27 protein-coding genes and 1 tRNA gene are annotated in these 25,273 nt (G+C 39.9%); 19 read left to right on the forward strand and 9 right to left on the reverse strand.

Going from position 1 to position 25,273, the window contains the following annotated elements; translation table 11 throughout:
- Nucleotides 1-79 precede the first annotated feature (79 nt).
- The 16 genes from ACOQO5_RS15535 to ACOQO5_RS15610 all read left to right on the forward strand — a co-directional run bounded on the left by ACOQO5_RS15535 (nucleotide 80) and on the right by ACOQO5_RS15610 (nucleotide 16,066).
- Nucleotides 80-2,509, forward strand: a complete 2,430-nt coding sequence (locus ACOQO5_RS15535) for a ligase-associated DNA damage response DEXH box helicase (protein ID WP_420582613.1) — start codon at nucleotides 80-82, stop codon at nucleotides 2,507-2,509.
- A gap of 89 nt (nucleotides 2,510-2,598) precedes the next feature.
- The gene (locus ACOQO5_RS15540; RefSeq protein WP_420582614.1) at nucleotides 2,599-3,033 is read left to right on the forward strand and encodes a DUF2147 domain-containing protein; all 435 of its coding nucleotides are present in this window, start codon (nucleotides 2,599-2,601) and stop codon (nucleotides 3,031-3,033) included.
- Nucleotides 3,026-3,709, forward strand: coding sequence for a 2'-5' RNA ligase family protein (locus tag ACOQO5_RS15545; RefSeq protein WP_420582615.1), 684 nt, complete (start codon nucleotides 3,026-3,028; stop codon nucleotides 3,707-3,709). Before ACOQO5_RS15540 ends, ACOQO5_RS15545 begins: the two co-directional genes overlap by 8 nt.
- Nucleotides 3,710-3,722: 13 nt before the next feature.
- Nucleotides 3,723-4,364 (forward strand): ligase-associated DNA damage response endonuclease PdeM, encoded by a 642-nt coding sequence (gene pdeM / locus ACOQO5_RS15550; protein WP_420582616.1) that lies wholly within the window; start codon nucleotides 3,723-3,725, stop codon nucleotides 4,362-4,364.
- A 117-nt stretch (nucleotides 4,365-4,481) separates the two neighbouring features.
- Nucleotides 4,482-5,021: an RNA polymerase sigma factor gene (locus ACOQO5_RS15555; protein ID WP_420582617.1), complete on the forward strand. Its 540-nt coding sequence runs from the start codon at nucleotides 4,482-4,484 to the stop codon at nucleotides 5,019-5,021.
- A 5-nt stretch (nucleotides 5,022-5,026) separates the two neighbouring features.
- A complete protein-coding gene (locus tag ACOQO5_RS15560) occupies nucleotides 5,027-5,908 on the forward strand; it encodes a hypothetical protein (RefSeq protein ID WP_420582618.1) in 882 nt (293 codons plus the stop codon).
- Nucleotides 5,909-6,030: 122 nt separating this feature from the next.
- Entirely contained in the window at nucleotides 6,031-6,927 is an 897-nt protein-coding gene (locus ACOQO5_RS15565) for a cell division protein FtsX (RefSeq protein ID WP_420582619.1), read from the forward strand.
- A gap of 3 nt (nucleotides 6,928-6,930) precedes the next feature.
- Nucleotides 6,931-7,143, forward strand: coding sequence for a DUF3098 domain-containing protein (locus ACOQO5_RS15570; protein ID WP_420582620.1), 213 nt, complete (start codon nucleotides 6,931-6,933; stop codon nucleotides 7,141-7,143).
- Entirely contained in the window at nucleotides 7,144-7,941 is a 798-nt protein-coding gene (locus ACOQO5_RS15575) for an undecaprenyl-diphosphate phosphatase (RefSeq protein ID WP_420582621.1), read from the forward strand.
- Entirely contained in the window at nucleotides 7,935-8,627 is a 693-nt protein-coding gene (gene truB / locus ACOQO5_RS15580) for a tRNA pseudouridine(55) synthase TruB (protein WP_420582622.1), read from the forward strand. The genes ACOQO5_RS15575 and truB overlap by 7 nt, the downstream gene beginning before the upstream one ends.
- Nucleotides 8,628-8,649: 22 nt before the next feature.
- Entirely contained in the window at nucleotides 8,650-9,582 is a 933-nt protein-coding gene (locus ACOQO5_RS15585) for a bifunctional riboflavin kinase/FAD synthetase (protein WP_420582623.1), read from the forward strand.
- A gap of 89 nt (nucleotides 9,583-9,671) precedes the next feature.
- Nucleotides 9,672-10,370 (forward strand): CoA transferase subunit A, encoded by a 699-nt coding sequence (locus ACOQO5_RS15590; RefSeq protein WP_420582624.1) that lies wholly within the window; start codon nucleotides 9,672-9,674, stop codon nucleotides 10,368-10,370.
- An 18-nt stretch (nucleotides 10,371-10,388) separates the two neighbouring features.
- Nucleotides 10,389-11,042, forward strand: coding sequence for a CoA transferase subunit B (locus ACOQO5_RS15595; RefSeq protein WP_420582625.1), 654 nt, complete (start codon nucleotides 10,389-10,391; stop codon nucleotides 11,040-11,042).
- A 120-nt stretch (nucleotides 11,043-11,162) separates the two neighbouring features.
- On the forward strand, nucleotides 11,163-11,486 hold the full coding sequence (gene gldC, locus ACOQO5_RS15600; protein ID WP_420582626.1) for a gliding motility protein GldC: 324 nt from the start codon (nucleotides 11,163-11,165) through the stop codon (nucleotides 11,484-11,486).
- A gap of 139 nt (nucleotides 11,487-11,625) precedes the next feature.
- Complete coding sequence (locus tag ACOQO5_RS15605) at nucleotides 11,626-14,490, forward strand: TonB-dependent receptor (protein WP_420582627.1); 2,865 nt, start codon at nucleotides 11,626-11,628, stop codon at nucleotides 14,488-14,490.
- Nucleotides 14,491-14,503: 13 nt separating this feature from the next.
- Complete coding sequence (locus ACOQO5_RS15610) at nucleotides 14,504-16,066, forward strand: hypothetical protein (protein WP_420582628.1); 1,563 nt, start codon at nucleotides 14,504-14,506, stop codon at nucleotides 16,064-16,066.
- Nucleotides 16,067-16,427: 361 nt separating this feature from the next.
- Here the strand turns inward: ACOQO5_RS15610 and ACOQO5_RS15615 are convergent.
- Nucleotides 16,428-16,500: transfer RNA gene (locus ACOQO5_RS15615), tRNA-Phe, on the reverse strand.
- An 84-nt stretch (nucleotides 16,501-16,584) separates the two neighbouring features.
- Between ACOQO5_RS15615 and ACOQO5_RS15620 the strand changes: the two genes are divergently transcribed.
- Together ACOQO5_RS15620 and ACOQO5_RS15625 are read left to right on the forward strand one after the other, a co-directional pair.
- Nucleotides 16,585-17,892 (forward strand): 4Fe-4S dicluster domain-containing protein, encoded by a 1,308-nt coding sequence (locus tag ACOQO5_RS15620; RefSeq protein WP_420582629.1) that lies wholly within the window; start codon nucleotides 16,585-16,587, stop codon nucleotides 17,890-17,892.
- A gap of 4 nt (nucleotides 17,893-17,896) precedes the next feature.
- Nucleotides 17,897-18,685, forward strand: a complete 789-nt coding sequence (locus tag ACOQO5_RS15625; protein ID WP_420582630.1) for a (Fe-S)-binding protein — start codon at nucleotides 17,897-17,899, stop codon at nucleotides 18,683-18,685.
- Here ACOQO5_RS15625 and ACOQO5_RS15630 read toward each other — a convergent pair.
- Entirely contained in the window at nucleotides 18,682-19,182 is a 501-nt protein-coding gene (locus ACOQO5_RS15630) for a tetratricopeptide repeat protein (RefSeq protein WP_420582631.1), read from the reverse strand. The genes ACOQO5_RS15625 and ACOQO5_RS15630 overlap by 4 nt on opposite strands.
- 87 nt (nucleotides 19,183-19,269) lie before the next feature.
- On the opposite strand from ACOQO5_RS15630, the gene ACOQO5_RS15635 reads away from it, so the two are divergent.
- Entirely contained in the window at nucleotides 19,270-19,995 is a 726-nt protein-coding gene (locus ACOQO5_RS15635; RefSeq protein ID WP_420582632.1) for a hypothetical protein, read from the forward strand.
- Here ACOQO5_RS15635 and coaE read toward each other — a convergent pair.
- The 7 genes from coaE to ACOQO5_RS15670 form a co-directional block, all read right to left on the reverse strand.
- Nucleotides 19,992-20,573 carry a dephospho-CoA kinase gene (gene coaE / locus ACOQO5_RS15640; protein ID WP_420582633.1) on the reverse strand — a complete coding sequence of 194 codons (582 nt, stop codon included), beginning with the start codon at nucleotides 20,571-20,573 and terminating at the stop codon, nucleotides 19,992-19,994. The genes ACOQO5_RS15635 and coaE overlap by 4 nt on opposite strands.
- Complete coding sequence (locus tag ACOQO5_RS15645) at nucleotides 20,570-21,517, reverse strand: hypothetical protein (RefSeq protein ID WP_420582634.1); 948 nt, start codon at nucleotides 21,515-21,517, stop codon at nucleotides 20,570-20,572. Before ACOQO5_RS15645 ends, coaE begins: the two co-directional genes overlap by 4 nt.
- Nucleotides 21,518-21,541: 24 nt before the next feature.
- A complete protein-coding gene (gene yajC / locus ACOQO5_RS15650) occupies nucleotides 21,542-21,850 on the reverse strand; it encodes a preprotein translocase subunit YajC (protein WP_420582635.1) in 309 nt (102 codons plus the stop codon).
- Between the two features lie 28 nt (nucleotides 21,851-21,878).
- Nucleotides 21,879-22,424 (reverse strand): DUF1573 domain-containing protein, encoded by a 546-nt coding sequence (locus tag ACOQO5_RS15655; RefSeq protein ID WP_420582636.1) that lies wholly within the window; start codon nucleotides 22,422-22,424, stop codon nucleotides 21,879-21,881.
- Between the two features lie 120 nt (nucleotides 22,425-22,544).
- Nucleotides 22,545-22,847 (reverse strand): YtxH domain-containing protein, encoded by a 303-nt coding sequence (locus ACOQO5_RS15660; protein WP_420582637.1) that lies wholly within the window; start codon nucleotides 22,845-22,847, stop codon nucleotides 22,545-22,547.
- A 1-nt stretch (nucleotide 22,848) separates the two neighbouring features.
- The gene (gene nusB / locus ACOQO5_RS15665) at nucleotides 22,849-23,991 is read right to left on the reverse strand and encodes a transcription antitermination factor NusB (RefSeq protein WP_420582638.1); all 1,143 of its coding nucleotides are present in this window, start codon (nucleotides 23,989-23,991) and stop codon (nucleotides 22,849-22,851) included.
- Nucleotides 23,992-24,032: 41 nt separating this feature from the next.
- Nucleotides 24,033-25,136 carry a Glu/Leu/Phe/Val dehydrogenase dimerization domain-containing protein gene (locus tag ACOQO5_RS15670; protein ID WP_420582639.1) on the reverse strand — a complete coding sequence of 368 codons (1,104 nt, stop codon included), beginning with the start codon at nucleotides 25,134-25,136 and terminating at the stop codon, nucleotides 24,033-24,035.
- Nucleotides 25,137-25,273 lie beyond the last annotated feature (137 nt).

The following is a 25,273-nucleotide window of genomic DNA, read 5'->3' on the forward strand; positions in this document are numbered from 1 at the left end:
ACCAACTGTTATTTGGATGTTTGTTAATTTTTCAACAGATAATATCAAGATATCATAATAATTATAGACTTTCGTTGAATTGATCGCAAAAAAAGCCATAGAAACCGGCATAAACTGGTTCCATTCGAAAAATTGGAAGGTTTATAAATTTCAAAAAGAAATGTGGCAAGCGTTTTTCGATTTACCCAATGGCTTGCTGAATGCACCCACCGGAAGTGGCAAAACCTTTGCACTTTGGATTCCTGCTGCTGTCAATGCCGCTGCTTCCAAAACACGGAAAAAGAAACTAAAAGTAATTTGGTTGACTCCACTAAAAGCACTTGCCAATGATATCAAGTTAGCACTCGAAGACTTTAGTGAAGCCAATGACCTAGGGTTGAATGTGGCCATTCGAACGGGCGATACGTCTACCTCAGATAGAAAGAAAATAACTGACTCCGCTCCTGATGCTTTGATCATTACGCCAGAAAGTTTACACCTGATGATGAGTCAGAAAAATGCACCCAATTACTTCAGTGACTTGCAGTGCGTGATTGTTGATGAATGGCATGAATTACTTGGGTCCAAACGAGGTGTACAGGTGGAATTAGCATTATCCAAATTGAGAGCTTGGTCAGATGCTAAATTGAAAACCTGGGGAATATCTGCTACTGTAGGGAATATGGATGAAGCTTTATCAGCACTCACCGGACCTAATCAGACAGGTCAAATCATCCGTGCCAACATTCAGAAAAAGATTAACATCAAATCTGTCATACCCAAAAAGATTGAAAACTATCCATGGGCAGGTCATTTGGGTATTCGCCTGATGAAAGAAGTGATGGAAATTGTCAAAAAGAATAATACAACGCTTTTGTTCACCAACACAAGATCTCAAACCGAAATATGGTACCAGGGCATCATAGATAAATATCCGGAAATGATTGGGCTGATGGCGATGCACCACGGCTCCATTGACAACGATATCAGAAGATGGGTGGAAGATGCGCTCAACGAAGGAAAACTCAAGTTGGTGATCTGTACTTCGAGTTTGGATTTAGGTGTGGATTTTCGACCGGTGGACATGGTGATTCAGGTAGGAAGTCCTAAAGGAGTCTCTAGATTTTTTCAGCGAGCAGGTAGGAGTGGTCACGGGCCGGGTGAAATAAGTCAGATGCGATTCGTACCCACTCATGCGCTTGAGCTGATGGAAGCTACTGCGCTTAGGTCTGCCATTCAGGAAAATTTGTATGAGCCTCGTAAACCTTTGACTGGCTGCACCGATGTGTTGGTACAATATCTTGTTACGCTGGCGGTGGGCGACGGATTTCTACAGGAAGAAGTATTTGAGGAGATCAAAGCCACGCACTGCTATCAAGACCTGACGCGAGAGCAATGGCAATGGTGCTTGACTTTTATTACCACAGGAGGTGAAAGTCTGTCACAATACGATGAGTTCTCAAAAGTTGAAATTCTGAATGGTGTATATAAAGTCAACCGCCAGCGAACCGCCATGCGCCATCGGTTGGGCATGGGCACTATCGTGGGTGATCCTTCGCTTAAGGTTCGCTTTCAGACTGGGGGATATATAGGTACAGTTGAAGAAAGCTTTGTCTCTCGACTCAATACAGGTGATGTATTTTGGTTTGCTGGTCAGGCTTTGGAGTTTGTCAGACTCAAGGACCTCACAGTTGTCGTAAAAAAGGGCAGGAAGAAAAAAGGCATCGTGCCAAGATGGGGTGGCGGACGAATACCGCTTTCCTCTCAGCTTTCCAGGCTGCTGCGGCAAAAATTCGAATTGGCAGCACAAGGTACCTACGAGTCAATAGAAATGAAACGCCTCAAGCCCCTACTGGATTTGCAATCAAAACTTTCTCTTATCCCAGATAGCAAGACTTTACTTATAGAGAAGACACAGACAAAGGAGGGTTATCACATATTCGTTTTTCCATTTGAAGGCCGAGCGGTGCACGAAGTACTGGCTGGTGTTGTGGCTTTTCGTATCGCTCAATCCCAGCCAATTACCTTTTCTATTTCAATGAATGACTATGGATTCGAGTTGCTATCAGATCAAGAAATTCCTATTGAAGATGCTTTGGAGCAGGACCTTTTTTCCTCCAAAGATATTTTTTTCGACATCTCTTCATCGATCAATCAGTCGGAAATGGCCAAAAGAAGGTTTAGGGATATAGCAACTATTTCGGGTTTGGTTTTTCAAGGACACCCTGGACAGCCCATTCGGGGCAAGCATCTTCAAATGAATTCAGGGATTATCTATAAAGCACTGGCTGATTATGACCCTGATAATTTACTGCTGAAGCAGGCGGAAGAGGAAGTCCTTTCGTTACAGTTGGAACAAGAGCGGTTCTTAGAATCCATGGAGCGTATCAATCAGCAAAAAATTAAATTGATTCGGACAACCCAGCCTACACCGTTTTCATTTCCTATCTTAGTAGATGGCATGCGAGAACGGATCAGTTCTGAGAGTCTAGGCGAGCGTATTGCCAAGATGCAGGTGAATATGGAGTAGTACTTTCATTTTTTTGTCATCTCGATCCCGATAGTTCTCGGGAGAGATCTTAACTTACTTTGTTATCGATTCTTGATTAATTTAAGGACATGAAACAGTTGATTATACTCTTTGCAATAATTTATCAATCCGCAAACATAGCATTTGCCCAAGACCCTATTATCGGCCAATGGAAAACTATCGATGACGAAAGCAATAAGCCTCGTTCAGTAGTAGAGATTTACAAAAAGGGGGATCAGTACTATGGAAAGGTAGTTGATATGTTTCTTGAGCCACACGAAGATCCAGACCCGGTGTGTGATGAGTGTGATGAGGATGATCCGAGATACATGCAGAAGACTTTGGGTATGGAAATATTGAAAGGGGCGAAAAAAGATGGAGACGAATATGTGGGTGGCAAAATACTAGATCCAGAGAATGGGACGGTATACAAGTGCAAACTGTGGTTAGAGGATGGAGAATTGAAACTTCGCGGATATGTCGCTTTCTTTTACCGAACTCAAACCTGGATAAGGAATGAATAAAGAGTTGGAAGGGCGTTACAATGAAATGTGGAAAAACGCCCGATCTCAATTCAGAAATGGGACGTGTTCAATAGATAAATCCATCGATGCTAAATCGGACTTAAGACGTGGTATGACACTCTTGGCAAAGCCAAATCAGGCGGTCAAAAATAGCATCTCTACTTTTCAGTCTGAACTTAAAAAAGTTGAACCACTTCAATATTACCAACCATTGGAAGACTTGCATCTGACCGTTCTTTCGATAATTTCTTGCTACGCTGGATTTGAATTGGCTCAGATCAATTCAGAGGATTATCTACATCTCGCGAGTGAGTGTATCTACGAACCCATGGAGATTAGACTCCAAGGAATAACGGCTAGTTCAGCAGGAATATTAGTGCAGGGGTTTCCGGATGGGGATAGCCTTGAGAGTTTGAGAAATAAGCTGAGAGAGACGTTCAAATCTTCATCGCTTCAACATTCCATTGATAGCCGATATAGTATTAACACCGCTCATCTGACAGTTATGAGATTCAGAACCCCAATCGCTGATTCAGGCCGATTCGTTCGGCTGCTAGAGGAGTTTCGGAATTTATCTTTTGGTAGAATGAGGATTGACCAGTTGCATTTGGTGTTCAACGACTGGTATCAGCGCAGCGAAATCGTTAAGAATCTAGCTACTTTTGATCTTAGTTAATGTATAGTTTTTCATGAAGCACTTCAAAGCCAATATTCAGAATCAAACCTTTTACCTTTTACCCGAAAAAGTGATTTTTTGGAAAGAACAAAAGGCTCTGATTTTGTCCGATTTGCATATCGGAAAGGCCAGTCACTTCAGGAAAGCAGGAGTGCCCATATCCTCACATATTCATGTCAATGAGTTTTTTGTTCTTGATGCTATTATTGAAGAATTTATTCCCGAAAAAATCCTTTTCGTCGGAGACCTTTTTCACAGCGATCATAATCAGGAATGGGAATTGTTTTACAACTGGGCGCACAATTATGAGCATATAGAATTAATCTTGATCAAAGGCAATCATGATGTCTTGCCGGAAAGCCTCTATCGAAATTCCAGATTGCAAGTGGTGGATGAACTTAACATGGGTAATATAGAATTCACTCATGAGCGCAATGAAAATTCTGAATGCTACAACATCTCAGGTCATATACATCCAGGAGTGTCTTTGAAAGGCTCAGGGAAGCAGTCTTTGAAACTTCCTTGTTTCCTATTTAGAGAGGATCACGCCTTCCTTCCTGCCTTCGGTCATTTCACCGGAATAGCAAAAATAAAGCCTTCTAAAAAAGATAATATCTTTGTGGTAGCAGAAAACGAGATTATTCACGTTAGCTAATTGGACTATTTGTCGTAAATCAGCTATATTGATAGACTGTTGACAAATTTCTACCCGCAAGGGTTACAATTAGTTACATTGTCGTATTTAAACTAGAGCGAGAGCTTAGAAGGAGTCATGAAAGATCATGAAGTGTTAGAACGGGTGAGTAGAGGGGATGAGGCAGCATTGGACTACCTGTACAAGAAACATTACAAAATGATGACCCGCATTGTGCTAAACAATAATGGGACGGAGGATGAAGCGAAAGACATCTTTCAAGACGCTCTCTTGGTATTTTGGCAGAAGGCCGTATCTGGTAAGTTGGTATTGACTTCTAAGATTAGCACATACATTTATAGTATTTGCCTGAATCTGTGGAGAAAGGAGTTGGATCGAAAAGGAAGGCTCTCCTCTGAAGAAGTCGAAAGGACTACTTATCAGGAACATGATAAGAATGAAAGAATTAAAATTATAACCGATTGTATTAATCAATTGGGGGACACCTGTAGAAGAATACTAACCTACCACTACTTCGATGGATTGTCGATGTCAGATATTGCAGACAAATTGAATTTTGCAAATACCGACACAGCCAAAACCAAGAAGTATAAATGTAAAAAGAAACTTGACCTAATGGTGAAGCGGACTTATTCTTCTCAAGATGTACTAGACTAAGAAAAATGGGAATTAATAAATACAGCAGTCAATTAGAAGCTTACTTCAGCGGCACTATGTCGGAAACTGACCGTATCCTGTTTGAAGGAAGAGTAGAAAGCAATCCGGAACTTAAATCCGAATTCGATAGACAAAACGATATCGTAGAAGGACTAAAAGCTCATCGAAGAGCTGAACTCAAGACTAGACTCAACAATATTTCTGTAGAGCCGACGTTGATCGGCACCTTGATGCAAGGCTCTGTAATGAAATCATTGACGTACGGGCTCACGGCTGTCATAGTTGCTACTGGCGGTTATTTCTTTTATAATAAAGAGGCTTCTATTCAGTATCATATAGAATCATTAGATGCTAAAACTGAATATGCGCTTAGCTCTGCGCTTAATCCAACAATTCAGAATCAATTGGATTATAGATTTGAAGGAAATCTTCAAATGCTTGATTATGTGGATGCCACTCCGGTAATGAAGAAAAGAAGTATTGTTGACGAAACTCCTAAGCAAAATATTGCCTTTGAGGTACCAGAAGTAACCCCAACTCACGAAGATGCTTTTGATGGCATGGCGGTTGACTTTACAGCTATGGATCGTATTGATCAAGTATCGGGTATATCAGAAGTGGATAAGGTTAACATTCAAACCATCAATTCAAGAAAATACAATTTCCATTATCGATTGGAAGACAACCGATTATTCTTGTATGGAAAATTCAATGAGTCCCCTTATGAGATCATTGAGATAAGTACACCAGGGAGTAAGAAATTATTTTTCTACTATCATGGAGACTTCTACCAATTGAGAAAGAACGCTTCTTCGATTACTCCGCTGTCCAAAATTGAGAACAGAGAGCTCATCCATGAACTGGATGAATTGAAGAGTAGAGGATAATCTGGCTTGTATGCTGTAAAAGTAAAGGCCATGGTTCGTGTCTCCACGGACCATTTATCATTATTATTTTATTTAGTCCTTCTCGCTATTTTCAGCAATTGCGCTATTTTTGGCCATAGACTATGGCAAAAGACAAAAAGTTTAGAAAAAAGAAAAAGTTAGGAAGTTATCCCTTTGTTAGCGTAGTATTTAGCGTAACACTTGCCTTATTCGTAATGGGTCTGTTTGGCCTCCTGCTAATGATGACTAAGAATCTCACCACAATCATTCAGGAGAATGTTGAAATGCAGGTGTTTCTCAACAAAAACTTAAGTCAAAACGAAATCACAAAAATTATTAAAACCCTTTCTTCTAAGGACTATGTGATTAATAAGGAAGGTATATCGCAAGTTTCGCACATTACCAAAGAAGAAGCGGCAAAGGAGTTTTATGAAGAAACAGGAGAAGACTTTGTGGAGTTTCTCGGAGATAATCCTTTGAGAGATGTAGTGGTGATTAAAATAAGCCCCGAATTTCATGAGTCACAAAATCTGGTAGAGATAAAAAAAGAAATTGGATTCATAAGAGGAGTGCATGAGGTGACTTACATTGAAAGCTTGGTCAATAGCATTCGTGAAAACGTGAAAAAGGTGAGTTTCGTCCTCATAGGTTTTTCTGTGATTTTGCTGACTGTAGTAGTGATTCTGATCAATAATACGATAAAGTTGGCTCTATTCTCTCAGCGCTTCCTAATACGTAGTATGCAACTTGTAGGAGCCACAACCAATTTCATACGCAAACCGTTTTTAATGCGAGCTTCAATGTTCGGGTTGGTTTCAGCCGTTTTAGCCATTGGTTTGCTAGCTTCTCTTATGAGGTATCTCAATACTGAGGTTGATGGCCTTTTAGAATTGTTGCAACTTGAGCAATTGATAGTGCTAGGCACTGGAATCGTATTGATCGGTATATTTGTAGGTTTTATGAGTACATTTGCGGCCATCAGGAAGTACATGAAAATGTCACTGGACGAACTTTATTAGATTATGAGCGACAAGAATAAATTAGCCTTTCAAAAAATCAATTATATGATCATGCTAATTGGTGTGATAGTATTGATTCTTGGATTTATTATCATGAGTCTGGATACTGAGCCTTATGGATTTGGTTTTCTAGGCCTTACGTTAGGTCCTATTGTAGTGCTTCTGGGTTTTGCCATAGAGTTTGTAGCTATTCTGTACAAGCCAAAAGAAAAATAAATGACCTTTATTGAAGCATTAATCCTTGGGATCATCCAAGGATTGACGGAATTTCTCCCTGTGAGTAGCAGCGGCCACTTGGAGCTAGGCACCTATTTTCTAGGTGTACAGTCAGAGGATAATCTTCTTTTTTCTATTATTCTTCATGGAGCAACTGCTTGTAGTACCGTGGTAATCTTTAGAAATGATATTCTAGAGATCATCAAGGGCATATTCAAAATGGAGTGGAATGTGTCCACTCAGTTTGCAGTGATGATAGTACTCTCCATGATTCCTGTAGGCATTGTTGGCGTATTCTTTGAAGATCAGATTGAGTCATTTTTTGGAGGAAATATACTTTTGGTAGGAACAATGTTGTTGGTCACTGCGGCCTTGCTAGCATTCACCTACTTCAGTAAGAAAAACGATGGAGAAATCACCTTTAAAAATTCCATTCTTATTGGTTTAGCTCAGGCTATTGCTATCATGCCTGGAATATCACGATCTGGCGCTACCATATCTACTGCACTTCTCCTGGGTATCAATAAAGAAAAAGCTGCTCGTTTTTCCTTTCTCATGGTTTTACCTCCAATTCTTGGGGCCATGCTATTAAAGACAAAGGATTTTTTGGAAAATCCTGAAATTGCTGCCAATGTATCTGGGATGAATTTAACGGTCGGCTTTTTAGCTGCCTTTTTTTCAGGCCTATTGGCTTGTCAATGGATGATCTCGATAGTTAAAAAAGGAAAGCTCATTTATTTTGCAATTTATTGTGGAGTGGTTGGCTTGTTGGCCGTTGCTGGAGGTTTGTTATGGTAGAACCTATTCCGATTTCCGAAATGGACTTCGATAAGGGAGAAGTCTTCCTGGTTGACAAGCCTTTGGAATGGACCTCATTTGATGTGGTGAAGAAAATTCGTGGCAGACTGAAAATCAAAAAAGTTGGGCATGCCGGAACTTTAGATCCACTGGCTACTGGTCTACTTATCATTTGTGCCGGTAAGGCAACAAAAAAAATCAACGACTATCAGGATTTAGGAAAAACCTATACAGGAAAAATGGTGTTGGGAAAAACCACACCATCGGTAGATTTAGAGACAGAATTTGATAGCGATGAACCTTGGGAACACGTCACTAAGGAACAAATAGAAGAGGCAGTTGCCAAGTGGACTGGTGATATTATTCAAATCCCACCTATCTATAGCGCGGTCAAAGTCGATGGTGAACGAGCCTATAAAGCCGCTCGGCGTAAGGAAGATATCAAGTTAAAACCTAGAGCTGTTCAAGTACCAGTGTTCGAAGTGGATGCCAGTAAATTGCCAGAAATCAGTTTTAAAATTCAATGTTCTAAGGGTACTTACATTCGTAGTTTGGTTAGAGATGTCGGTGAGGAGTTGGGTTGTGGAGCGTACATGTCAGAATTGCGTCGAACAGCTATCGGCGAATTCAAAGTTGAAGATGCTTTTGTATTAGAAGATTTTATTTCACGATTGCAAAGAGATTAGATTTGCGCTCATAATTTCATCCATGGTTATCGTAGAAGGACATCAAGCCATACCCAATATTCAAAATGCTATTGTAACCAGTGGCACATTTGATGGTGTGCATTTTGGCCATCAGAAGATTCTCAAGAAAATTGTAAAGACCGCAAAGGATCTTAACGGTAAAAGTGTGGTACTAACTTTTTGGCCTCATCCACGCTTTGTTTTGTTTCCAGAAGAAAAGACACTTAAACTGCTTTCAACATTCGAGGAGAAGGCAAAGCTATTAGAAGAGGTAGGGATTGATTATTTGGTTAAAGTAGAATTCACTAAGGCATTCTCTCAATTATCTTCTGAGACATTCATTCAAAATATGTTGGTGGAGAAACTGAAAACCAAGAAGCTAATCATTGGATACGATCATCGTTTTGGGAAGAATAGATCAGGCAGCTTTGAGTATTTGAAGGAAAATAGCGATCGTTTTGGATTTGAAGTAGAAGAGATTCCTCGTCAGGATATTGATGATGTGGGGGTGAGTAGCACCAAGATTCGTCAGGCACTGTTTCATGGAGAGGTAGATTTGGCGGCCGAGTTTTTAGGTAGATCGTATAGCCTTAAAGGCACCGTAGTAGAAGGAAAGCAAATTGGTTCTCAATTGGGTTTTCCTACCGCAAATATCAAGGTCCCAGAAGAGTTTAAGCTAATTCCTAAGGATGGTTCTTATGCCGTAAGAGCCAAAGTTGGAAATAAGTGGCGCAAAGGAATGCTTAATGTAGGAATCCGACCTACTATTGGTGGACTGCATAGAGTCATTGAAACCCATCTTTTTGACTTTGACCAGGAAATTTATAATCAGCCGATTCAAATTGAATTTGTAAAGCATCTTCGTGATGAGAAAAAATTTGATTCTCTTGACGAACTAAAAAACCAACTGCAAAAGGACAAAATCACCTCCTTGGAGCTTCTTAAAGAATATTAATCTTGTCTTTAGATTATTGCTATCCGATTCATCTGGATAAATCATAAGTTTGTAACTTCCGTACAAAACATTAAACAACATTAACTGCTATGAACAAAATTGTAGCTGATGCTCAGGCTGCCATAGAAGGAATAGACCATGGCATGACTCTCATGCTGGGTGGGTTCGGTCTTTGTGGCATACCCGAAAATTGTATTTCAGCCTTGAATGAAAAAGGCATTTCAGATCTTACTTGTATTTCTAACAACGCAGGCGTCGATGACTTCGGTTTAGGACTTTTGCTGCAGAAAAAGCAAATCAAAAAAATGATCTCCTCTTATGTAGGGGAGAACGATGAGTTTGAGCGACAGATGTTAAGTGGTGAACTTGAAGTTGATTTGATACCTCAAGGGTCATTGGCTGAAAGATGCCGAGCTGGAGGTGCAGGTATACCTGCCTTTTTTACTCCAGCGGGCTACGGTACAGAGGTAGCTGAAGGTAAAGAAGTAAGAGAATTTAATGGCAAACCACATATTTTAGAATCTGCCCTTACTGCAGACTATGCGATCGTTAAGGCCTGGAAAGGAGATAAGTTCGGAAATTTGGTGTTTAAAGGCACAGCCAGAAACTTCAACCCTCCTATGGCAATGGCTGGAAAAATCACCATTGCGGAAGTTGACGAATTGGTGGAGCCAGGGGAGCTAGATCCAAACTTTGTTCATACACCTGGGATTTTTGTTCAGCGTATCTTTCAAGGAAAGGATTACGAAAAGAGAATAGAGCAACGAACAGTAAGAACAAAAGAATAACCCAAATTTCTAAAAGATATGCTTGATAAGACAGGAATAGCAAAACGGATTGCACAAGAATTACAAAACGGTTGGTATGTGAATCTCGGTATCGGTATCCCTACTTTGGTTGCAAACTATATCCCGGAAGGAATTGAAGTTGAATTTCAATCTGAAAACGGCATTTTGGGTATGGGACCTTTTCCTTATGAAGGAGAGGAAGACGCTGATATGATTAATGCAGGTAAGCAAACGGTAACGCTACTGAAAGGAGCATCTATTTTTGATTCTGCTACCAGCTTTGCGATGATACGTGGACAACATGTACAGCTTACCGTATTGGGTGCGATGGAAGTTTCAGAAAATGGCGACATAGCAAATTGGAAAATTCCGGGTCGAATGGTGAAGGGTATGGGAGGAGCGATGGACTTAGTGGCTTCTGCGGAAAATATTATCGTGGCCATGATGCACACGAATAAAGCTGGTGAATCGAAAATTTTGAAAGAATGTTCACTGCCGTTAACAGGTGTTGGATGTGTGAAAAAGGTGGTCACGAATATGGCAGTGCTAGACATTACTCCTGGCGGCTTTAAGTTAATAGAAAGAGCTCCAGGCGTTTCCGTTGAAGAAATTCAAAAGGCTACAGAAGGAACATTAATTGTTGAAGGAGAAATTCCAGAAATGAAAATTTAAATTTTTTCAAAGGCTAATCTTTGGAAAAGAATAATGCTTAGAGCAGGAAGGCTTTCTAGTCCTCCTGCTTTTTTGTTTCTTTGCGCCTCAATTGCGCAGATAAAATCAAAAATAATTTAGATGAAGAAATCAAAAATTAATATCGAGGTTACGCTCGACGAACAAAACATTCCTGAAGATATCCAATGGTCCGCCGAAGATGCTGGTGCTGAGCAGCAAAAAACGAAGTCTATTTCAATAGGTATTTGGGATGACAAAAAGAGAGATACCTTGATGCTAGACCTCTGGACCAAGGATATGAATACAGACGAAATGAAACAGTTTCATATCAATCTTCTGGGTAGTTCAGCAAGTACACTTTTGTCGGCTACTGGTGATGAGTTTATGTCGTCCGAAATTTCCAATTTGTGCGAAAAATTGGTGCAATATCTGAGCGAAAAGTAGTATGCATGCATAATTTTTATTGAAAATCACTATTAGGTGCTCAATCAAGGCTGATTTTATAATTTTTTCTTTAATATTAGAGACACGAAATTATTTTTTCGTAGCGTAATGATCAGCAAAACACTTAATAATGATTAATATGAGTAAACTTTTTACTAAGCGATTTTATCTGAGTTTGGTTCTCGGAGCACTGATTTCATTCGGGGCTCAGGCGCAGACCAGCATATCAGGAAGTGTTGTAGATAGCAACACTAAGGACCCCTTACTAGGCGTGAGTATTCTAGTTAAAGGCAAAGTAGTTGGTACCATTTCGGATACCGATGGTAATTTCTCACTTAACGTGTCTTCGACACCTCCACTCACCTTGATCTTTTCCATGGTTGGATATAGTCCAACGGAAATTGAGATCAGTGATGCAAATGTTCAAGGACTCGAAGTAAGTCTGGAAGAATCATCCATTATGGGACAGGAAGTAGTTGTTTCTGCTTCGAGAGTAGAGGAGTCTGTGATGCAGTCTCCGGTTTCCATTGAAAAAATGGATGTTTTGGCCATTAAAAACACTCCATCTGTAAGCTTTTACGATGCCTTGCAAGGATTTAAAGGTGTGGATATGAGTGCACAGAGTTTGACTTTTAAGTCTGTTAATGCAAGAGGATTTGGAGCGAATGGAAATACTCGATTTGTTCAGTTAATTGATGGGATTGATAATCAAGCACCTGGATTGAACTTTGCGGTTGGTAATATCGTGGGTATCAATGACCTGGACCTTGAAAGTGCTGAGATGATTCCTGGTGCTGCTTCAGCATTGTATGGACCAAATGCCTTGAATGGTATTTTGCTATTAAATAGTAAAAGCCCATTTGACTACCAAGGATTGAGTGCCTATGCCAAAGTGGGTGTCAATCATGTGGATGGAGAGGACAACGATCCTGCCATGTACAATGATTATGGCATTCGTTACGCAAAAGCATTTAATAACAAGTTCGCTTTCAAAATCACAGCTTCCTATTTAGGTGCAAAAGATTTTAGAGGCGTAGACTACAGAGATCAAAGTACCACAACCAACGGTGTGGAGCACGGCGGTTCTGTAGAGACTACTGGTAGAAACAGACAAAACAACAGAACTTATGATGGTGTAAATACCTATGGTGACTTTGGTTTCAACTTAGGTTTGATTCCATTATTAGACCCTGCATTCGGAGCTGTAGATGGTCAGCTGCCAGGCGGATCTGACGGTGCTTTTACACCAACTGGTTTTACAGAAGCTTCTTTTGTGGACAACAAAACTGAAAGTATCAAGTTAGGTGGTGCATTGCACTATAGAATAACTGATAACTTGGAAGTATTTGGTCAATTCAATTGGGGATCAGGTAGCACAGTTTATACCGCCAACGATAGGTTTGTTTTGGATAACTTTTCTATTTGGACAGCCAAGTTAGAATTGAGAGGGTCTAATTTCTACCTGAGAGGATATACTACTCATGAGAATTCTGGAGACACTTATGCAGCCAATACTTTAGCTTCTCTGATGAACCAAAAATATTACATTCCTGATTATGCCTTGGGATTCTTAGGTGCCAGAGGGCAAGGAGCTTCTATTGAGCAATCGCATGCTGTAGCCAGAGGATATGCAGATGGACTTCAAGCCAATTATGCACCAGGTACTCCTACTTGGGATACAGATTCTAAGCAGATAAAAAGTACTTCTATTTTTGAAGGAGGAGCGAAATTCAAAGATGCGTCTAACATGAATCATTTCGAAGGAAGCTATAACTTTTCTAATCAGATTGATTTTGCGGAAATTGTTGTGGGAGGTAATTTTAGACAATACAATTTAGTGTCAGAAGGAACACTTTTTGCATTGAACGATGATGGAAGCGAACAATCATACAGTGAGTATGGTGGTTATGCACAAATTTCGAAGGCCTTATTAGATGACAACTTAAAGGTTCAATTGTCCGGACGTTATGATAAAAACGAAAATTTTGATGGGCAATTTTCTCCAAGAGTATCCGTAGTAGGTACGGTAGCTGGCAGTCACAATTTCAGAGGTTCGTTCCAGAAGGGATTTAGAATCCCTACTTCTCAGGATCAATTCATTGATTTAGATGTTCAAACCAGAAGGTTGATTGGTAGCAATAAATTATTGGTTGATAGATATAACTTCAGGACAAACACAGTTTATACAGAAGCGAGTATTGCTGCTGCGAGAACTGCCGCCGCTGGAGGAGATGCCAATGCAAGAGACTTATTGGTAAACCCAGCAAAAGTCCATGAGGATTTCAAAACTGAAAAAATTAAAACTTTTGAAATTGGCTATAGAGGGTTGTTCTTAGAGGATCGATTGATGATTGATGCCTATTACTATCACAGTACTTATCAGGATTTTATTGCTGAGATTACATTCGGACAGGCTGTGGATGCGACAGATGGAACTACAGCTGATGGTTTTGATCCTGTACCTGGCTTTGATCCAAATTCTGATGCTGGTAAAGATGCTATTATAGCCAATACAGTACCTGGCGGAAGAATTCAGAACTATGGATTTGATACGAACGCTGATGGAGACATTAAGTCTCACGGTTGGGGACTTCAAGCGGATTACTCTTTAGGAGGTGGATACACTGCTAGTGGTAATGTTGCGTACAACGAATTACTTGATGATGAGGATTTAGTTGCTCAAGGATTTAGATCTTCATACAATACACCGAAGTATAGATTTAACATGTCTCTAGCTAACAGAAACGTAGTAGAAAACTTTGGATTCAGTTTGGCCTACAGATGGCAGCAAGCTTTCTATTGGGATTCATCGTTTGGTCAAGGAGTTATTCCAGCATTTGGAACAGTGGATGCACAGCTTAGTTACAAACTGTCAAACATCAAATCTGTTGTGAAAATTGGCGGTAGTAATATCTTCAACAATAGATATACAACTTCATTTGGCAACCCAAGAATGGGTGCTATTTACTATGTGTCGATCACTTTCGATGAATTCTTAAACTAATAAAGAGAACAAGATGAAAAATTTAAAAATATTTACTTTACTACTTGTCTCTGCATGCATCACATTCTCATGTGATGAGGAGGATAAGTTGATCAATGAGATTTTAGTTAATAACCCAATTCCACCAAGCCCTGTTCCACCAACTGGTACAGCGGGAGATTTGGACCTAAGTACGTATGTTTCACTAGGAGCATCTATTACGGCTGGAGTAGGCGATGGAACTTTATATGATCTTTCTCAAGCCTATTCTTTCCCTGCTTTGTTAGCAGATAGATTTGCACTTGAAGGTGTTGGTGGCGGAGTTTTTAATCAGCCTACTATCAATTCAGCTGATGGGTATACTGGAACCGATGGGACCACTATATTTGGAAAATTGATATTGGATCTGGATGCAAATAACGATGGAGAATTGGGTGATGCAGCCATTGTACCTTCAACAAGCGGAGATATACCCGCTGCCTATGAAGGAGACAAGGCTACGCTCAATAATTTTGGTGTAGGTGGAATTCAAACCGCACAAATATTAACTCCTTTGACCGGAGGACCGGATGCAGAAGCTAATACTGCTTACAATCCTTATTATGCGAGGTTTGCTTCTGAGCCAGGTGTCTCTACGATTTTGGGAGATGCAATGGCTAGGAATCCTACATTCTTTACACTTTTTCCTGGAGGGAATGACGTGTTGGGCTATGCTGTAAGTGGTGGCACAAAAGATGCACTATTAACTGATCCTGCACTTGTTGCGGGATACATTGGAAACATTTTGGATGGTTTAATGTCTAAAGGTGCCAAAGGAATCATCATGAATGTGCCTAATGTAGCTGTATTGCCCCACTTCCAGGCAGTTCCAAGAATTATTGAAGTACCAGAAGCAAGCAGAGAAGAGCTATTGGCCGGTATTGGACAAATTAATGCAGCTATTACTGGTTGGAATGCAGCCGTGGCTGGATCCGGAATGGAGCGCCCTATGCTAAGCACCGATATGGATAACTATCCATTGTTGATTGAAGACGAATCATTGTCTGATGCAGCAGTTCCAAATCCAGCAGGTGGAGATGATATAGTGATTCCAAAAATTCGAAACATTGTAGGAACTCCTATTGCAGCACTAGGTGGATTGACCGAATTGGTACTTTTACCTGCATTGCCAGGTGTCTCTTCTGGTGAAATTGGGATTTCACCTTTAGCTCCGCTCGAAGATGAATTAGTTTTGGATGCTACTGAATTGGGAACCATGTTGCCAAATCTGATTGCAATTAATACTGCTATTGGTACAGAAGCTACTACTCGAGCAGGAAGCTTGATGTACATGGATGTGAATACACTGTTGACTGAAATAGCTACCGGTGGAGGATATAGTTCTGCCGAGACAGGAGGATATAAACTTTCTCCAGACTTTACACCGAATGGAATGTTTGCTAATGATGGTGTTCATTTGAACCCTAGAGGTGCAGCTATTATGGCAAATGAAATTATTAAGAAGATGAACTCAGCTGTTGCAGACGGTGGTTATGGTACGGGTATCCCATTGCATAGCGATGTGATGCAGTTTCCAGGATCTACTTTCCAACAATAAAAATATCCAATAGATGACTTGAAAACCCTGATAATTACTATCAGGTTTTTTTTGTGTCTATACATAAAGTGAATGCTTTTTGGCTGAGCAGAACGATTATAAATAACCAATATGTTATGCATGCATACTAAAATTTGAAAATTCTTCTGTATTTTAGAGGAATGGAAACTAACCCAAAATGCTTCCTTTCAAGGGTGACTGAACTAGCCTCACTCCATCAGAGTTACTCGATAGAGAACTCTGATGTCTCTGTAAGAAATGCTCAGCGTACTTTACAAGTGACTCTGAATGAGGTGGAATTCGAGGTAAATTTTGGGCATAAAAAAAGGGTCTCTGAATCAGAAACCCTTTCGTTATATTGTGGTGATGAGTGGGCTCGAACCACCGACTCACGGATTTTCAGTCCGATGCTCTACCAACTGAGCTACATCACCGCGTTAACGAGGCACAAAAGTAAAAATAATTGTTAATGCTACAAACATTTTAGTAGATATTTGAAATAAAAAAATAAGGAGAATATGACATGGATTTTACAAGTAGTTTTTGTGGTTGTTGTAGCCATTCCGATCTACTTTTTGATACGAAGAATTAAGCAGATCAGAAGCAATATTTTGCTAGGGAAAGACTTGGATCGCAGCGATAAACCTGGCGATAGATGGAAAGCCATGTTTTTGATTGCGTTTGGTCAAAAGAAAATGTTCAAAAAACCCATTCCAGCATTTTTACACCTTTTGATCTACGTGGGATTTTTGGTCATCAACCTAGAAGTGCTAGAGTTTATGATTGATGGCTTGCTTGGCACGCATAGAATATTTGCTCCTTATTTAGGTTCATTTTATAATGTGGCCATGAATTTCTTCGAATTTCTTGCATTAGGTGTACTTATTTCATGTGTCGCGTTTTTAATTAGAAGAAATGTAATTAAAGTACCAAGGTTCACCAAGCCCGAAATGAAGGGTTGGCCTGCAATGGATGGCAACTTGATCTTGATCATTGAAATTGTATTAATGTTTGCCATTTTGAAAATGAATGCGGCCGATCAGGTTTTGCAAAGTAGAGGCGTGGCGGGGTATGTGGATACTGGAAGCTTGATGATTTCTAGTCTGTTCATTCCATTGTTTCAGAATTACTCGGATGGCTTTTTGGTGGTTATAGAAAGAGGCGCATGGTGGTTTCATATCATTGGCATTTTTGCTTTTGCTGTGTATGTCACTTATTCGAAGCATCTCCATATCTTCCTAGCATTCCCAAATACGTATTACTCCAACTTGGAACCCAAAGGAAAAATACAGAATATGGATGCGGTGACGACCGAAGTGAAGTCCATGCTTGGTATGCCTGTAGAGGGAGCTGGTGAACCACCTGCCGAAGTAGGAACATTTGGTGCTAAGGATGCTACAGATTTGAGCTGGAAGAGCTTGATGGAAGCCTATTCATGTACGGAGTGTGGACGATGTACATCGGAATGTCCAGCTAACCAAACTGGCAAGACCCTTTCTCCAAGAAAAGTGATGATGGATACTAGAGACCGATTAGAAGATATTGGTGCTGGTAAAGGAGAGGGTAAGACCTTGTTAGGTGACTTTATTACAAAAGAAGAAATTAATGCTTGCACGAGCTGTAATGCATGTACAGAAGCTTGCCCTATCAACATTGATCCGTTATCTATCATTTTAGAAATGAAACGATACGTGGCTATGGAAGAGTCTGGCTCGCCAGCTTCATGGAATTCCATGTTCTCCAATATTGAAACAAATTTTGCTCCATGGAAATTCTCTCCAACAGACAGATTCAATTGGGCACAAGATTTAAACGACAAAAACTAAGCACATGAGCGATACTATTAAAGCACCAACGGTAGCAGAATTACAAGCGAAAGGAGAAACTCCAGAAATATTGTTTTGGGTGGGATGTGCCGGCTCATTTGACGACAGATACAAAAGAGTGACTGTAGCCTTTACAAAAATATTGAACAAATTGAATGTCAATTTTGCAGTGTTGGGACCAGAAGAGTCTTGTACTGGGGATCCTGCCCGTCGGGCAGGCAATGAATTTTTGTTTCAAATGCAGGCGATGGCGAATATCCAATTGTTGGATATGTATCAGGTGAAAAAAATTGTGACGGCTTGCCCTCACTGTTTTAATACCCTAAAAAATGAGTATCCTGATCTTGGTGGAAATTATGAGGTAATTCACCATACTACCTTTTTGCAAGGATTGTTGGACGAAGGAAAGTTGAAAGTGAGTGGAGGATCGTTCAAAGGACAAAAAATCACCTACCACGATTCTTGTTACTTGGGTAGAGCTAATGATATTTACGAAGCACCTAGAAACGTATTGAAATCATTAGATGCTGATTTGGTCGAAATGAAGCGTTGTAAGACCAAAGGCCTGTGTTGCGGAGCTGGTGGAGGTCAGATGTTTAAAGATGCGGAAGCCGGTGATAAAGAGATCAATATAGAACGTACCGAAGAAGCACTAGAGACTGGTGCTGAGGTGATAGCCTCAGGTTGTCCTTTTTGTATGACTATGCTGTCTGACGGAGTGAAAAACAAAGAGAAAGAAGAGGAAGTGCAAGTGAAGGATATTGCGGAAATATTGGATGAAGCGATGGACTAATCCTTGCAAAGCTGATCGATGAGAGCTTGCGCTAAGGTCAGGCCAACGTCAAGCGCTTGTTGCCAGTCTTGACAAGCGGCTTGCGAGTTGCCTAAGTCATATTGTACAGTACCTCTATTTAAATAGGCTTCACCGTATTTAGGACTCAGTGTAATCGCCTGATCGAAATTTTTTAATGCTTCTTGGCTATTTCCGAGCGTGAATAAAGCAAATCCTCTTTGGTAAAAAGCATCTGCATTTTGATTATCCAAAGAAATAGAGACATTAAAATCTATAATCGCTTTTTCATTTTCTCCTAATTCTGACAAGCATGTACCCCTTAGAAAATAGAATTCAGGGTTGTTTGTGTTTTTAGCTTGCAGTTCATTAAACATGTCCAGCGCTTCTTCGAGATATCCTTCGGATAAAAGCCCGTGAGCTTCTTCGATAGATGTTGTTTGTGCACTGACCTGCCAAAAGGCACCAGCAATGATTAAAAGTGTTAGCACCCTTTTCATAAACCTTTGTTTTGTTTATCTAGCCTACGTAATTTCTATGAAAAAATACGGATTACCAATTATCTTACTTCAAATAGAAAGGATCATATGAAGATTATCAATATGTGGTGTAAGTCTTTTTTGCTGCTATTCATACTGAACCCAGTATTTTCGCAGAGTCAAGACCTTGAGTCCATATTAGACAGGCATTTTGAAGCCATAGGCCAAGAAAACCTGATTGCTATGCGCTCCATTGTGATGGAGGCTCGTGAAATGGAAGGGTTTTCGAGTGGGAAGAAATACACGATTACGAAAAAGTTCCCGAACAAGATCCGTGTAGAAGGAAAATGGCAGGAGCAAATGTACGTCAAGGCTTTTGATGGAGTAAGGGCATGGACTATAGCGCCTTGGACAGGCGTGCATACGGCTCAACTTATGACAGATCGAGAGAGAGATCTTTTCGTAATGGACGTTGGCGTTGGGTCTCCATTGTATGATTACGGACTGGGCAATACACTACAACTGATTGGATCTGAGCGAGCTGATGATGCTAACCATTACGTGATTCGTTCAACTATGCCTTCAGGGTTTTATGTTGATTATCTAGTAGATAAAAAGAATGAACAGATTCATTTGGCAAGAGTGTATAAAGAAGAGGAACCTGACGCTGTGGCCTACGAAATCATCTATAAGAACTATAAGAATCTTGGCGGAGTCTCTATACCTTTTGGTTTCGAGAAGAGAATTGAACGTAGAGTGACCTCAATTGTTATCGATGATATAGTTTTTGGTCAAGGTGCTCCTAATAGTATTTTTAATAAGCCCGAAAATTAGTTGATTAACTGATTGTGAATGCTTAATACTTGTGGGATAAGTAATTGATCACCATTGTTGTTGATTATAACATCAGAGAGTTCATTCCTACTTTCTTCGCTGACCTGCTTGTCAATAATACCATTTATTTCCTCTAGAGAACGTTGAGGATCTCTTTTTTGCACTCTTTGTATACGGGTTTCTATAGAGGCGAATACATTGATTAAAAAGTCCAGTTGCTTGTAAGAATTTGATTCTATGATGAGAGCAGCTTCCTTTATAACGTATGGGGCGTCCTGGCTACTTTGCCATTTCTTAAAGTCTTTGCCAACAGCAGGATGCACCAGAGCATTGATTTGTTCTGTTTTCTTAGGGTCACTAAAAATGGTCTTTGCTATGAAAGGACGATTTAGTACACCTTGGTTGTATGCTTCAGATCCAAAAAGAGCTATTATTTTTTTAATTAGCTCTTTATCATTTTGCATAAGGTATTTGGCGCGTTCATCGGCTTGATAGATAGGAATTCCTAATGTTTCGAAAATCTGGCAAACTGTTGTTTTCCCAGACCCTATGCCTCCGGTTATTCCAATAATTTTCATTGCTCTTCTGCGAACAAGAGTTTGATTCGATCAGAAGAGAGGACAATATCCTGTGCCTTTTCGTGGGCATACATCAATATAGGAGCTACGGTGGAATCATCCATGTTTCTCATAGAATAGTCCGCAGTGACACTAAAATCCGATTCATTGACATCATCCTCAAACTCCTCCTTAATTGTGTAATACAATAAAACACTACTATCCGCAAGAAAGGCCGATGAGTCTTCAGGGAAATCCAATTGCTCTATTGGAATGTTTATTTCGCGAGCTAAAAATTTTGCAACTTCAAATTGTACGGTTGCATCAGGTGGATCTACATGGACATGATCACCAACAAAAAAATTCATTTCTTCTTCGAAATTCCCGTCTATGCTGATGTTGCTAAAATCTAATTGGACATAATTAGGCATTTCTAACATGGTAGATTTAGGTCCGGAGACAACTGCGCTGTCTACGTTGCAGCTGATTGGGCTTATCATACGATAGGATTGGGAAAGAGGAATAGAAATGCTATCCACAAGCACAGGTAGTTTTCTGGTTACTTTGTCTTCAATATTGAAAAACAGCGTATCAGTAACTACATAAATCAAGCGCAGCCCGTCCAACTGATCTGAGATCATGGGAATGAGGCTTGATCTGGTTAAAAATTTGATTTCGGTTGGATTGTCTAACGGAATATTGATGGGAGTCGCATTGATTCGAAGTGTTTTGCGGATGAGATTCCATCCTCCGCTGGTCACGTCAATTTTAATTTGCTTGGCTAGAGGTTCCATTACCACCACACTATCTTCGGCAAAGGTGTAGGACAAAGGGTAGTCGACCCTTGTGTCGTACGATTTGTTCATGGCATTAAAAAACCAAAAGGTAGTTGCCCCTAATATCGAGAGCACAACTACCTTCCAGTTATCTTTTAATCCAGGTAATAAAAACCTAAATATTCCCATTCAGTTATTTGTTCATCAAAACAATTAGCTTGCTAGTTTTTTGGAGTTTTCCATTGAAATGGAAGACTTCTCAATCTTCATTTTAGCGCCTTTGTCTATTTCTAAAGTTACGGTAGAGTCATCTACTGACAAAATTTTACCGTGGATTCCTCCAATGGTAACCACCTGATCCCCTTTAGACACACCTTCAGAAAAAGTCTTTTGATCCTTTTGCTTTTTTTGTTGTGGTCTGATAAAGAAGAAATAGAAGATGACCACCATGACTCCGATCATGATCAGATTTGAATATCCTGCGCCACCTGCCGCTGCTTGTAATAATATGAAGTTTAACATGCTTCGTTAATTGTTATAAATGATTGACTTAAGACGGAGTGTCAGCATCCTTAGGTGCTGGGGTCACGTTCGCCTTGATTTTGATTCTCTTCTGCTTTGGGTAAGTATTTGAAGTGATAGTAACCGTTTTGTTTTGAATACCTGGCTTCTTTCTACTGTTGAATTTCACTTTGATCTCACCTTTTTCGCCAACGCCGATTGGTTCTTTTGGCCACTGAGGAACCGTACATCCACATGAGCCAGTAGCACTGGAAATAATCAAAGGAGCATCTCCAGTGTTTGTGAAAGCAAATACATGCTCTACTACATCACCCTCGTTGATGGTACCGAAATCGTGAGACTCTTCGTTGAATGCAAACTCAGGAAGTGGTCCTTCAGGTTTTACTTCAGGCTGTTTGTTAGCTGCAGGTTTTGCAGAAGTTATAGATCTTGCAGCTGCTTTGTCAGAACCTTCCAATTCAGCTACTCGGCCTTCTAATCGTGCGATTCTGTCTTCTACTTTGCTGTTGGAGCATCCTGTGAAAATCATGACTAACACAGCCAGACAGGCAGGAATCATTTTTATATTTTTCATAACTAGTATGTTTAATTGAAATTATTGTTAGAAATAAATGGAAGTAAATTTAGGTAAGGCGCATCAATCGAGAGATAACACATGTGCCCTTAACAACTATTTAACAATTGAAATAGTATTTTATCCTTCTTCCCCTTTGATTTTAGTGATAAGGCCGTTGACGTCATCCAATAAGCGTTCTGCTTTTTCCTTCGCGTCACTTACTATTTTGTCTCCCTCAGTTCTGGCTTCATTGTCACTGAGTTCTTTGCCTTCAATAAATTCTTTCACTAATTCGTCTAGCTTTTTGCTATACTTATCCAGTTGGTATGAAAGTTTGTCTCTTGTGTTTTCTCCTTTGTCTGGCGCATACAAAATACCCAGGATAGCTCCTGCAGCTGCTCCAGTTAAAAATGAAAAAAAGGAATTTGAATTTTTACTCATATTATTTGTTGTCTAGCAGTCCTCGTCCACTTTTCTTGATTTGGCCATCTTTCTGCAATTCTACTGAAAGCACATCCAAAAGGCCATTTACAAATTGTTTACTCTTAGGCGTACTATAAAGTTTCGATAACTCAATATATTCATTAATGGTTACTTTAACAGGGATCGATGTGAAATGAATCATCTCTCCTATGGCCATTTCAAGAATGATCCTGTCTGTCAATGCTACACGATCTATTTCCCAATTCTTAGACTTTTCTTCAATCAAAGATTCGTAATCTTCTTCTTTGTCAATAGCCAGGTCGTATAGCTCTTTCAAAAATAACAAATCCTCTTCCCAGTTCTTAGAAAGTTCCATCAATATTGGTTTGCTTTCTTCTGTTTCAACAGATTTTAAAGTTTTCAATACCATACTTCTAAGGATAGGCTTGTTTTCACTCCAGCCTAGATCCAACGCTTCGAAATAATCGTTGATGTTGTCGTTTTTGAATATGATTGATTTATACAAAGTCTGTACAAATTCCTGATCATCCTCAAGTGTTGCTTTTGCCAGATTATCATACTCTTTGAAAAACTCTTGCGGCTTGATGTATTCTTTGTACCAAGCTCGGATCAAATCGGTGTCCCACGCCACATTTTTTCTAATGCGCTCTTCTTCTAAAGCTTCGAATCCTTTCAGATTATTGATGACAATATTCTTTGCGAAATTATCATGGGTGTTGTTTTTCTTTCGCTTTTCTAGCCCAATCAATTCCTGAATTTCCACAATGATGTACAAAAACTTGATGTAATCATCGTAGATGGAAGTGATTCCAGATAGCAACCTTTTTTTGAAATGCTCTTTGTTGGCAGTGAGCTTATTGAGGTAAGCTTGCTGCTGTTCTTTAACCACTTTTACAATTTCAGGCTTGGAATCTTCAGGAATGGCATCGCCTCCTTTGTGAATTAAAGCGCTAAAGGCTTTGCCTGTTTGCTCGCGATCTTTGGCCAATTCTTCTTTGTCCTGCACCTCCATGGAATTGAGGTCTGGCAAAAAGTTGTTTTCTGCTTCTTTTTTGCAGATGTTGAATTCAGCCTCTCGGGCAGTATGATAGGCGAATATCGCCTGCATACCTTTGATACGTAAAGAACGTCTGTTTAGCATTAAATCAAAGTTTTGAGCCATCCGAAGATCACTCTGGTCATTTATAGTGGCAACTTGTTGTTCCCAATCGCTGTGATTCTATTTTCAGCGATTTGGATAGCTGCTGCCTGTGGTGTAGCTCCAGATTTTGCGCATAGATCAAATACCTCAAGGGTAGTGTCATAGATTCGCTCAGTCTGGTTCATCACTCTGTCTCTATTATAGTTGCCTTCATATTCATAGTAAACATTGGTAATTCCACCTCCATTGATTAAGAAGTCTGGCGCATATAAAATGCCTTTATTTACTAATGCCTTGCCATGAATTTTTTCATCCAGCAATTGATTGTTAGCTCCTCCTGCTACAATGTCACAGTTGAGCTTATCAATATTCTCATCATTCAAAGTACCACCCAATGCGCATGGTGCGTAAATATCGAAATCAGTATCAAAAACCTGATCAGCAGCCACTACTTCCACAGGGAAGCGATCAGTAATCTTTTTGATTTTGTCTTCAAAAATATCTGAAATTAAAACCTTCGCATTTTCTTTGATCAGGTTTTCAATCAAATAAGTACCTACGTTGCCAGTACCTTGAACTAATACTTTCTTTCCTTCTAATTTTTCTGAGCCATAAGCTTTTTTAGCAGAGGCTTTCATACCCATGTAAACGCCGTAGGCTGTTACCGGAGAAGGGTCTCCAGAACCTCCCATGAAGTCAGGCAAACCAGTAACATAAGGAGTTTCCATTCTCACGTACTCCATATCTTTAGTACTCATGTTTACATCTTCGGCCGTCCAGTACTTTCCTCCCAGACTGTTGACGAACTTACCAAACCGTCTCATCAATGCCTCGTTTTTAAGTTTTCGAGCATCTCCGATCAATACGGCTTTTCCACCTCCAATATTCAGTCCAGCAATGGCATTTTTCAATGTCATCCCTCTTGATAGTCTCAAAACGTCAGTAAGTGCCTCCTGGTCAGAAGCATAATGCCACATTCTCGTGCCTCCCATCGCAGGGCCTAAGACCGTATTATGAATGGCAATAATGGCTTTCAATCCGGTAGCCTTGTCGTGACAAAAAACTACCTGCTCATGATTCATTTCTTCTATTCCGGAGAATAAAGACACTTCTTCTTTTTTGAGTGGTTCGTTCACCTCTATCATATTTTTGGGTTTATGATTGTTAACGTTGTTGGGTACTAAAAATAAGCGCAAAGTTAGCTGATTTTTAGTCAGATCAATAAAATTAGTTATTGATTAATTGAGATTTTCTAATCTTACGGCTGAGACAATTTTAATAT

The organism is Reichenbachiella sp., from assembly GCF_965223055.1.
In the GTDB taxonomy this organism is placed as follows: Bacteria; Bacteroidota; Bacteroidia; order Cytophagales; family Cyclobacteriaceae; genus Reichenbachiella.

What these genes read in the sequence shown, in the direction of transcription:
- coaE (WP_420582633.1), bottom strand. Translation starts at nt 20,573, where the DNA reads ATGAAAATTATTGGAATAACCGGAGGCATAGGGTCTGGGAAAACAACA.
- ACOQO5_RS15625 (WP_420582630.1), top strand. Translation starts at nt 17,897, where the DNA reads ATGAGCGATACTATTAAAGCACCAACGGTAGCAGAATTACAAGCGAAA.
- ACOQO5_RS15590 (WP_420582624.1), top strand. Translation starts at nt 9,672, where the DNA reads ATGAACAAAATTGTAGCTGATGCTCAGGCTGCCATAGAAGGAATAGAC.
- ACOQO5_RS15585 (WP_420582623.1), top strand. Translation starts at nt 8,650, where the DNA reads ATGGTTATCGTAGAAGGACATCAAGCCATACCCAATATTCAAAATGCT.
- pdeM (WP_420582616.1), top strand. Translation starts at nt 3,723, where the DNA reads ATGAAGCACTTCAAAGCCAATATTCAGAATCAAACCTTTTACCTTTTA.
- ACOQO5_RS15565 (WP_420582619.1), top strand. Translation starts at nt 6,031, where the DNA reads ATGGCAAAAGACAAAAAGTTTAGAAAAAAGAAAAAGTTAGGAAGTTAT.
- ACOQO5_RS15660 (WP_420582637.1), bottom strand. Translation starts at nt 22,847, where the DNA reads ATGAGTAAAAATTCAAATTCCTTTTTTTCATTTTTAACTGGAGCAGCT.
- ACOQO5_RS15540 (WP_420582614.1), top strand. Translation starts at nt 2,599, where the DNA reads ATGAAACAGTTGATTATACTCTTTGCAATAATTTATCAATCCGCAAAC.
- ACOQO5_RS15575 (WP_420582621.1), top strand. Translation starts at nt 7,144, where the DNA reads ATGACCTTTATTGAAGCATTAATCCTTGGGATCATCCAAGGATTGACG.
- yajC (WP_420582635.1), bottom strand. Translation starts at nt 21,850, where the DNA reads ATGTTAAACTTCATATTATTACAAGCAGCGGCAGGTGGCGCAGGATAT.
- ACOQO5_RS15645 (WP_420582634.1), bottom strand. Translation starts at nt 21,517, where the DNA reads ATGGGAATATTTAGGTTTTTATTACCTGGATTAAAAGATAACTGGAAG.
- ACOQO5_RS15555 (WP_420582617.1), top strand. Translation starts at nt 4,482, where the DNA reads ATGAAAGATCATGAAGTGTTAGAACGGGTGAGTAGAGGGGATGAGGCA.
- gldC (WP_420582626.1), top strand. Translation starts at nt 11,163, where the DNA reads ATGAAGAAATCAAAAATTAATATCGAGGTTACGCTCGACGAACAAAAC.
- ACOQO5_RS15620 (WP_420582629.1), top strand. Translation starts at nt 16,585, where the DNA reads ATGACATGGATTTTACAAGTAGTTTTTGTGGTTGTTGTAGCCATTCCG.
- ACOQO5_RS15595 (WP_420582625.1), top strand. Translation starts at nt 10,389, where the DNA reads ATGCTTGATAAGACAGGAATAGCAAAACGGATTGCACAAGAATTACAA.
- ACOQO5_RS15570 (WP_420582620.1), top strand. Translation starts at nt 6,931, where the DNA reads ATGAGCGACAAGAATAAATTAGCCTTTCAAAAAATCAATTATATGATC.
- ACOQO5_RS15655 (WP_420582636.1), bottom strand. Translation starts at nt 22,424, where the DNA reads ATGAAAAATATAAAAATGATTCCTGCCTGTCTGGCTGTGTTAGTCATG.
- ACOQO5_RS15635 (WP_420582632.1), top strand. Translation starts at nt 19,270, where the DNA reads ATGAAGATTATCAATATGTGGTGTAAGTCTTTTTTGCTGCTATTCATA.
- ACOQO5_RS15560 (WP_420582618.1), top strand. Translation starts at nt 5,027, where the DNA reads ATGGGAATTAATAAATACAGCAGTCAATTAGAAGCTTACTTCAGCGGC.
- ACOQO5_RS15545 (WP_420582615.1), top strand. Translation starts at nt 3,026, where the DNA reads ATGAATAAAGAGTTGGAAGGGCGTTACAATGAAATGTGGAAAAACGCC.
- ACOQO5_RS15605 (WP_420582627.1), top strand. Translation starts at nt 11,626, where the DNA reads ATGAGTAAACTTTTTACTAAGCGATTTTATCTGAGTTTGGTTCTCGGA.
- ACOQO5_RS15670 (WP_420582639.1), bottom strand. Translation starts at nt 25,136, where the DNA reads ATGATAGAGGTGAACGAACCACTCAAAAAAGAAGAAGTGTCTTTATTC.
- ACOQO5_RS15610 (WP_420582628.1), top strand. Translation starts at nt 14,504, where the DNA reads ATGAAAAATTTAAAAATATTTACTTTACTACTTGTCTCTGCATGCATC.
- truB (WP_420582622.1), top strand. Translation starts at nt 7,935, where the DNA reads ATGGTAGAACCTATTCCGATTTCCGAAATGGACTTCGATAAGGGAGAA.
- ACOQO5_RS15630 (WP_420582631.1), bottom strand. Translation starts at nt 19,182, where the DNA reads ATGAAAAGGGTGCTAACACTTTTAATCATTGCTGGTGCCTTTTGGCAG.
- nusB (WP_420582638.1), bottom strand. Translation starts at nt 23,991, where the DNA reads ATGCTAAACAGACGTTCTTTACGTATCAAAGGTATGCAGGCGATATTC.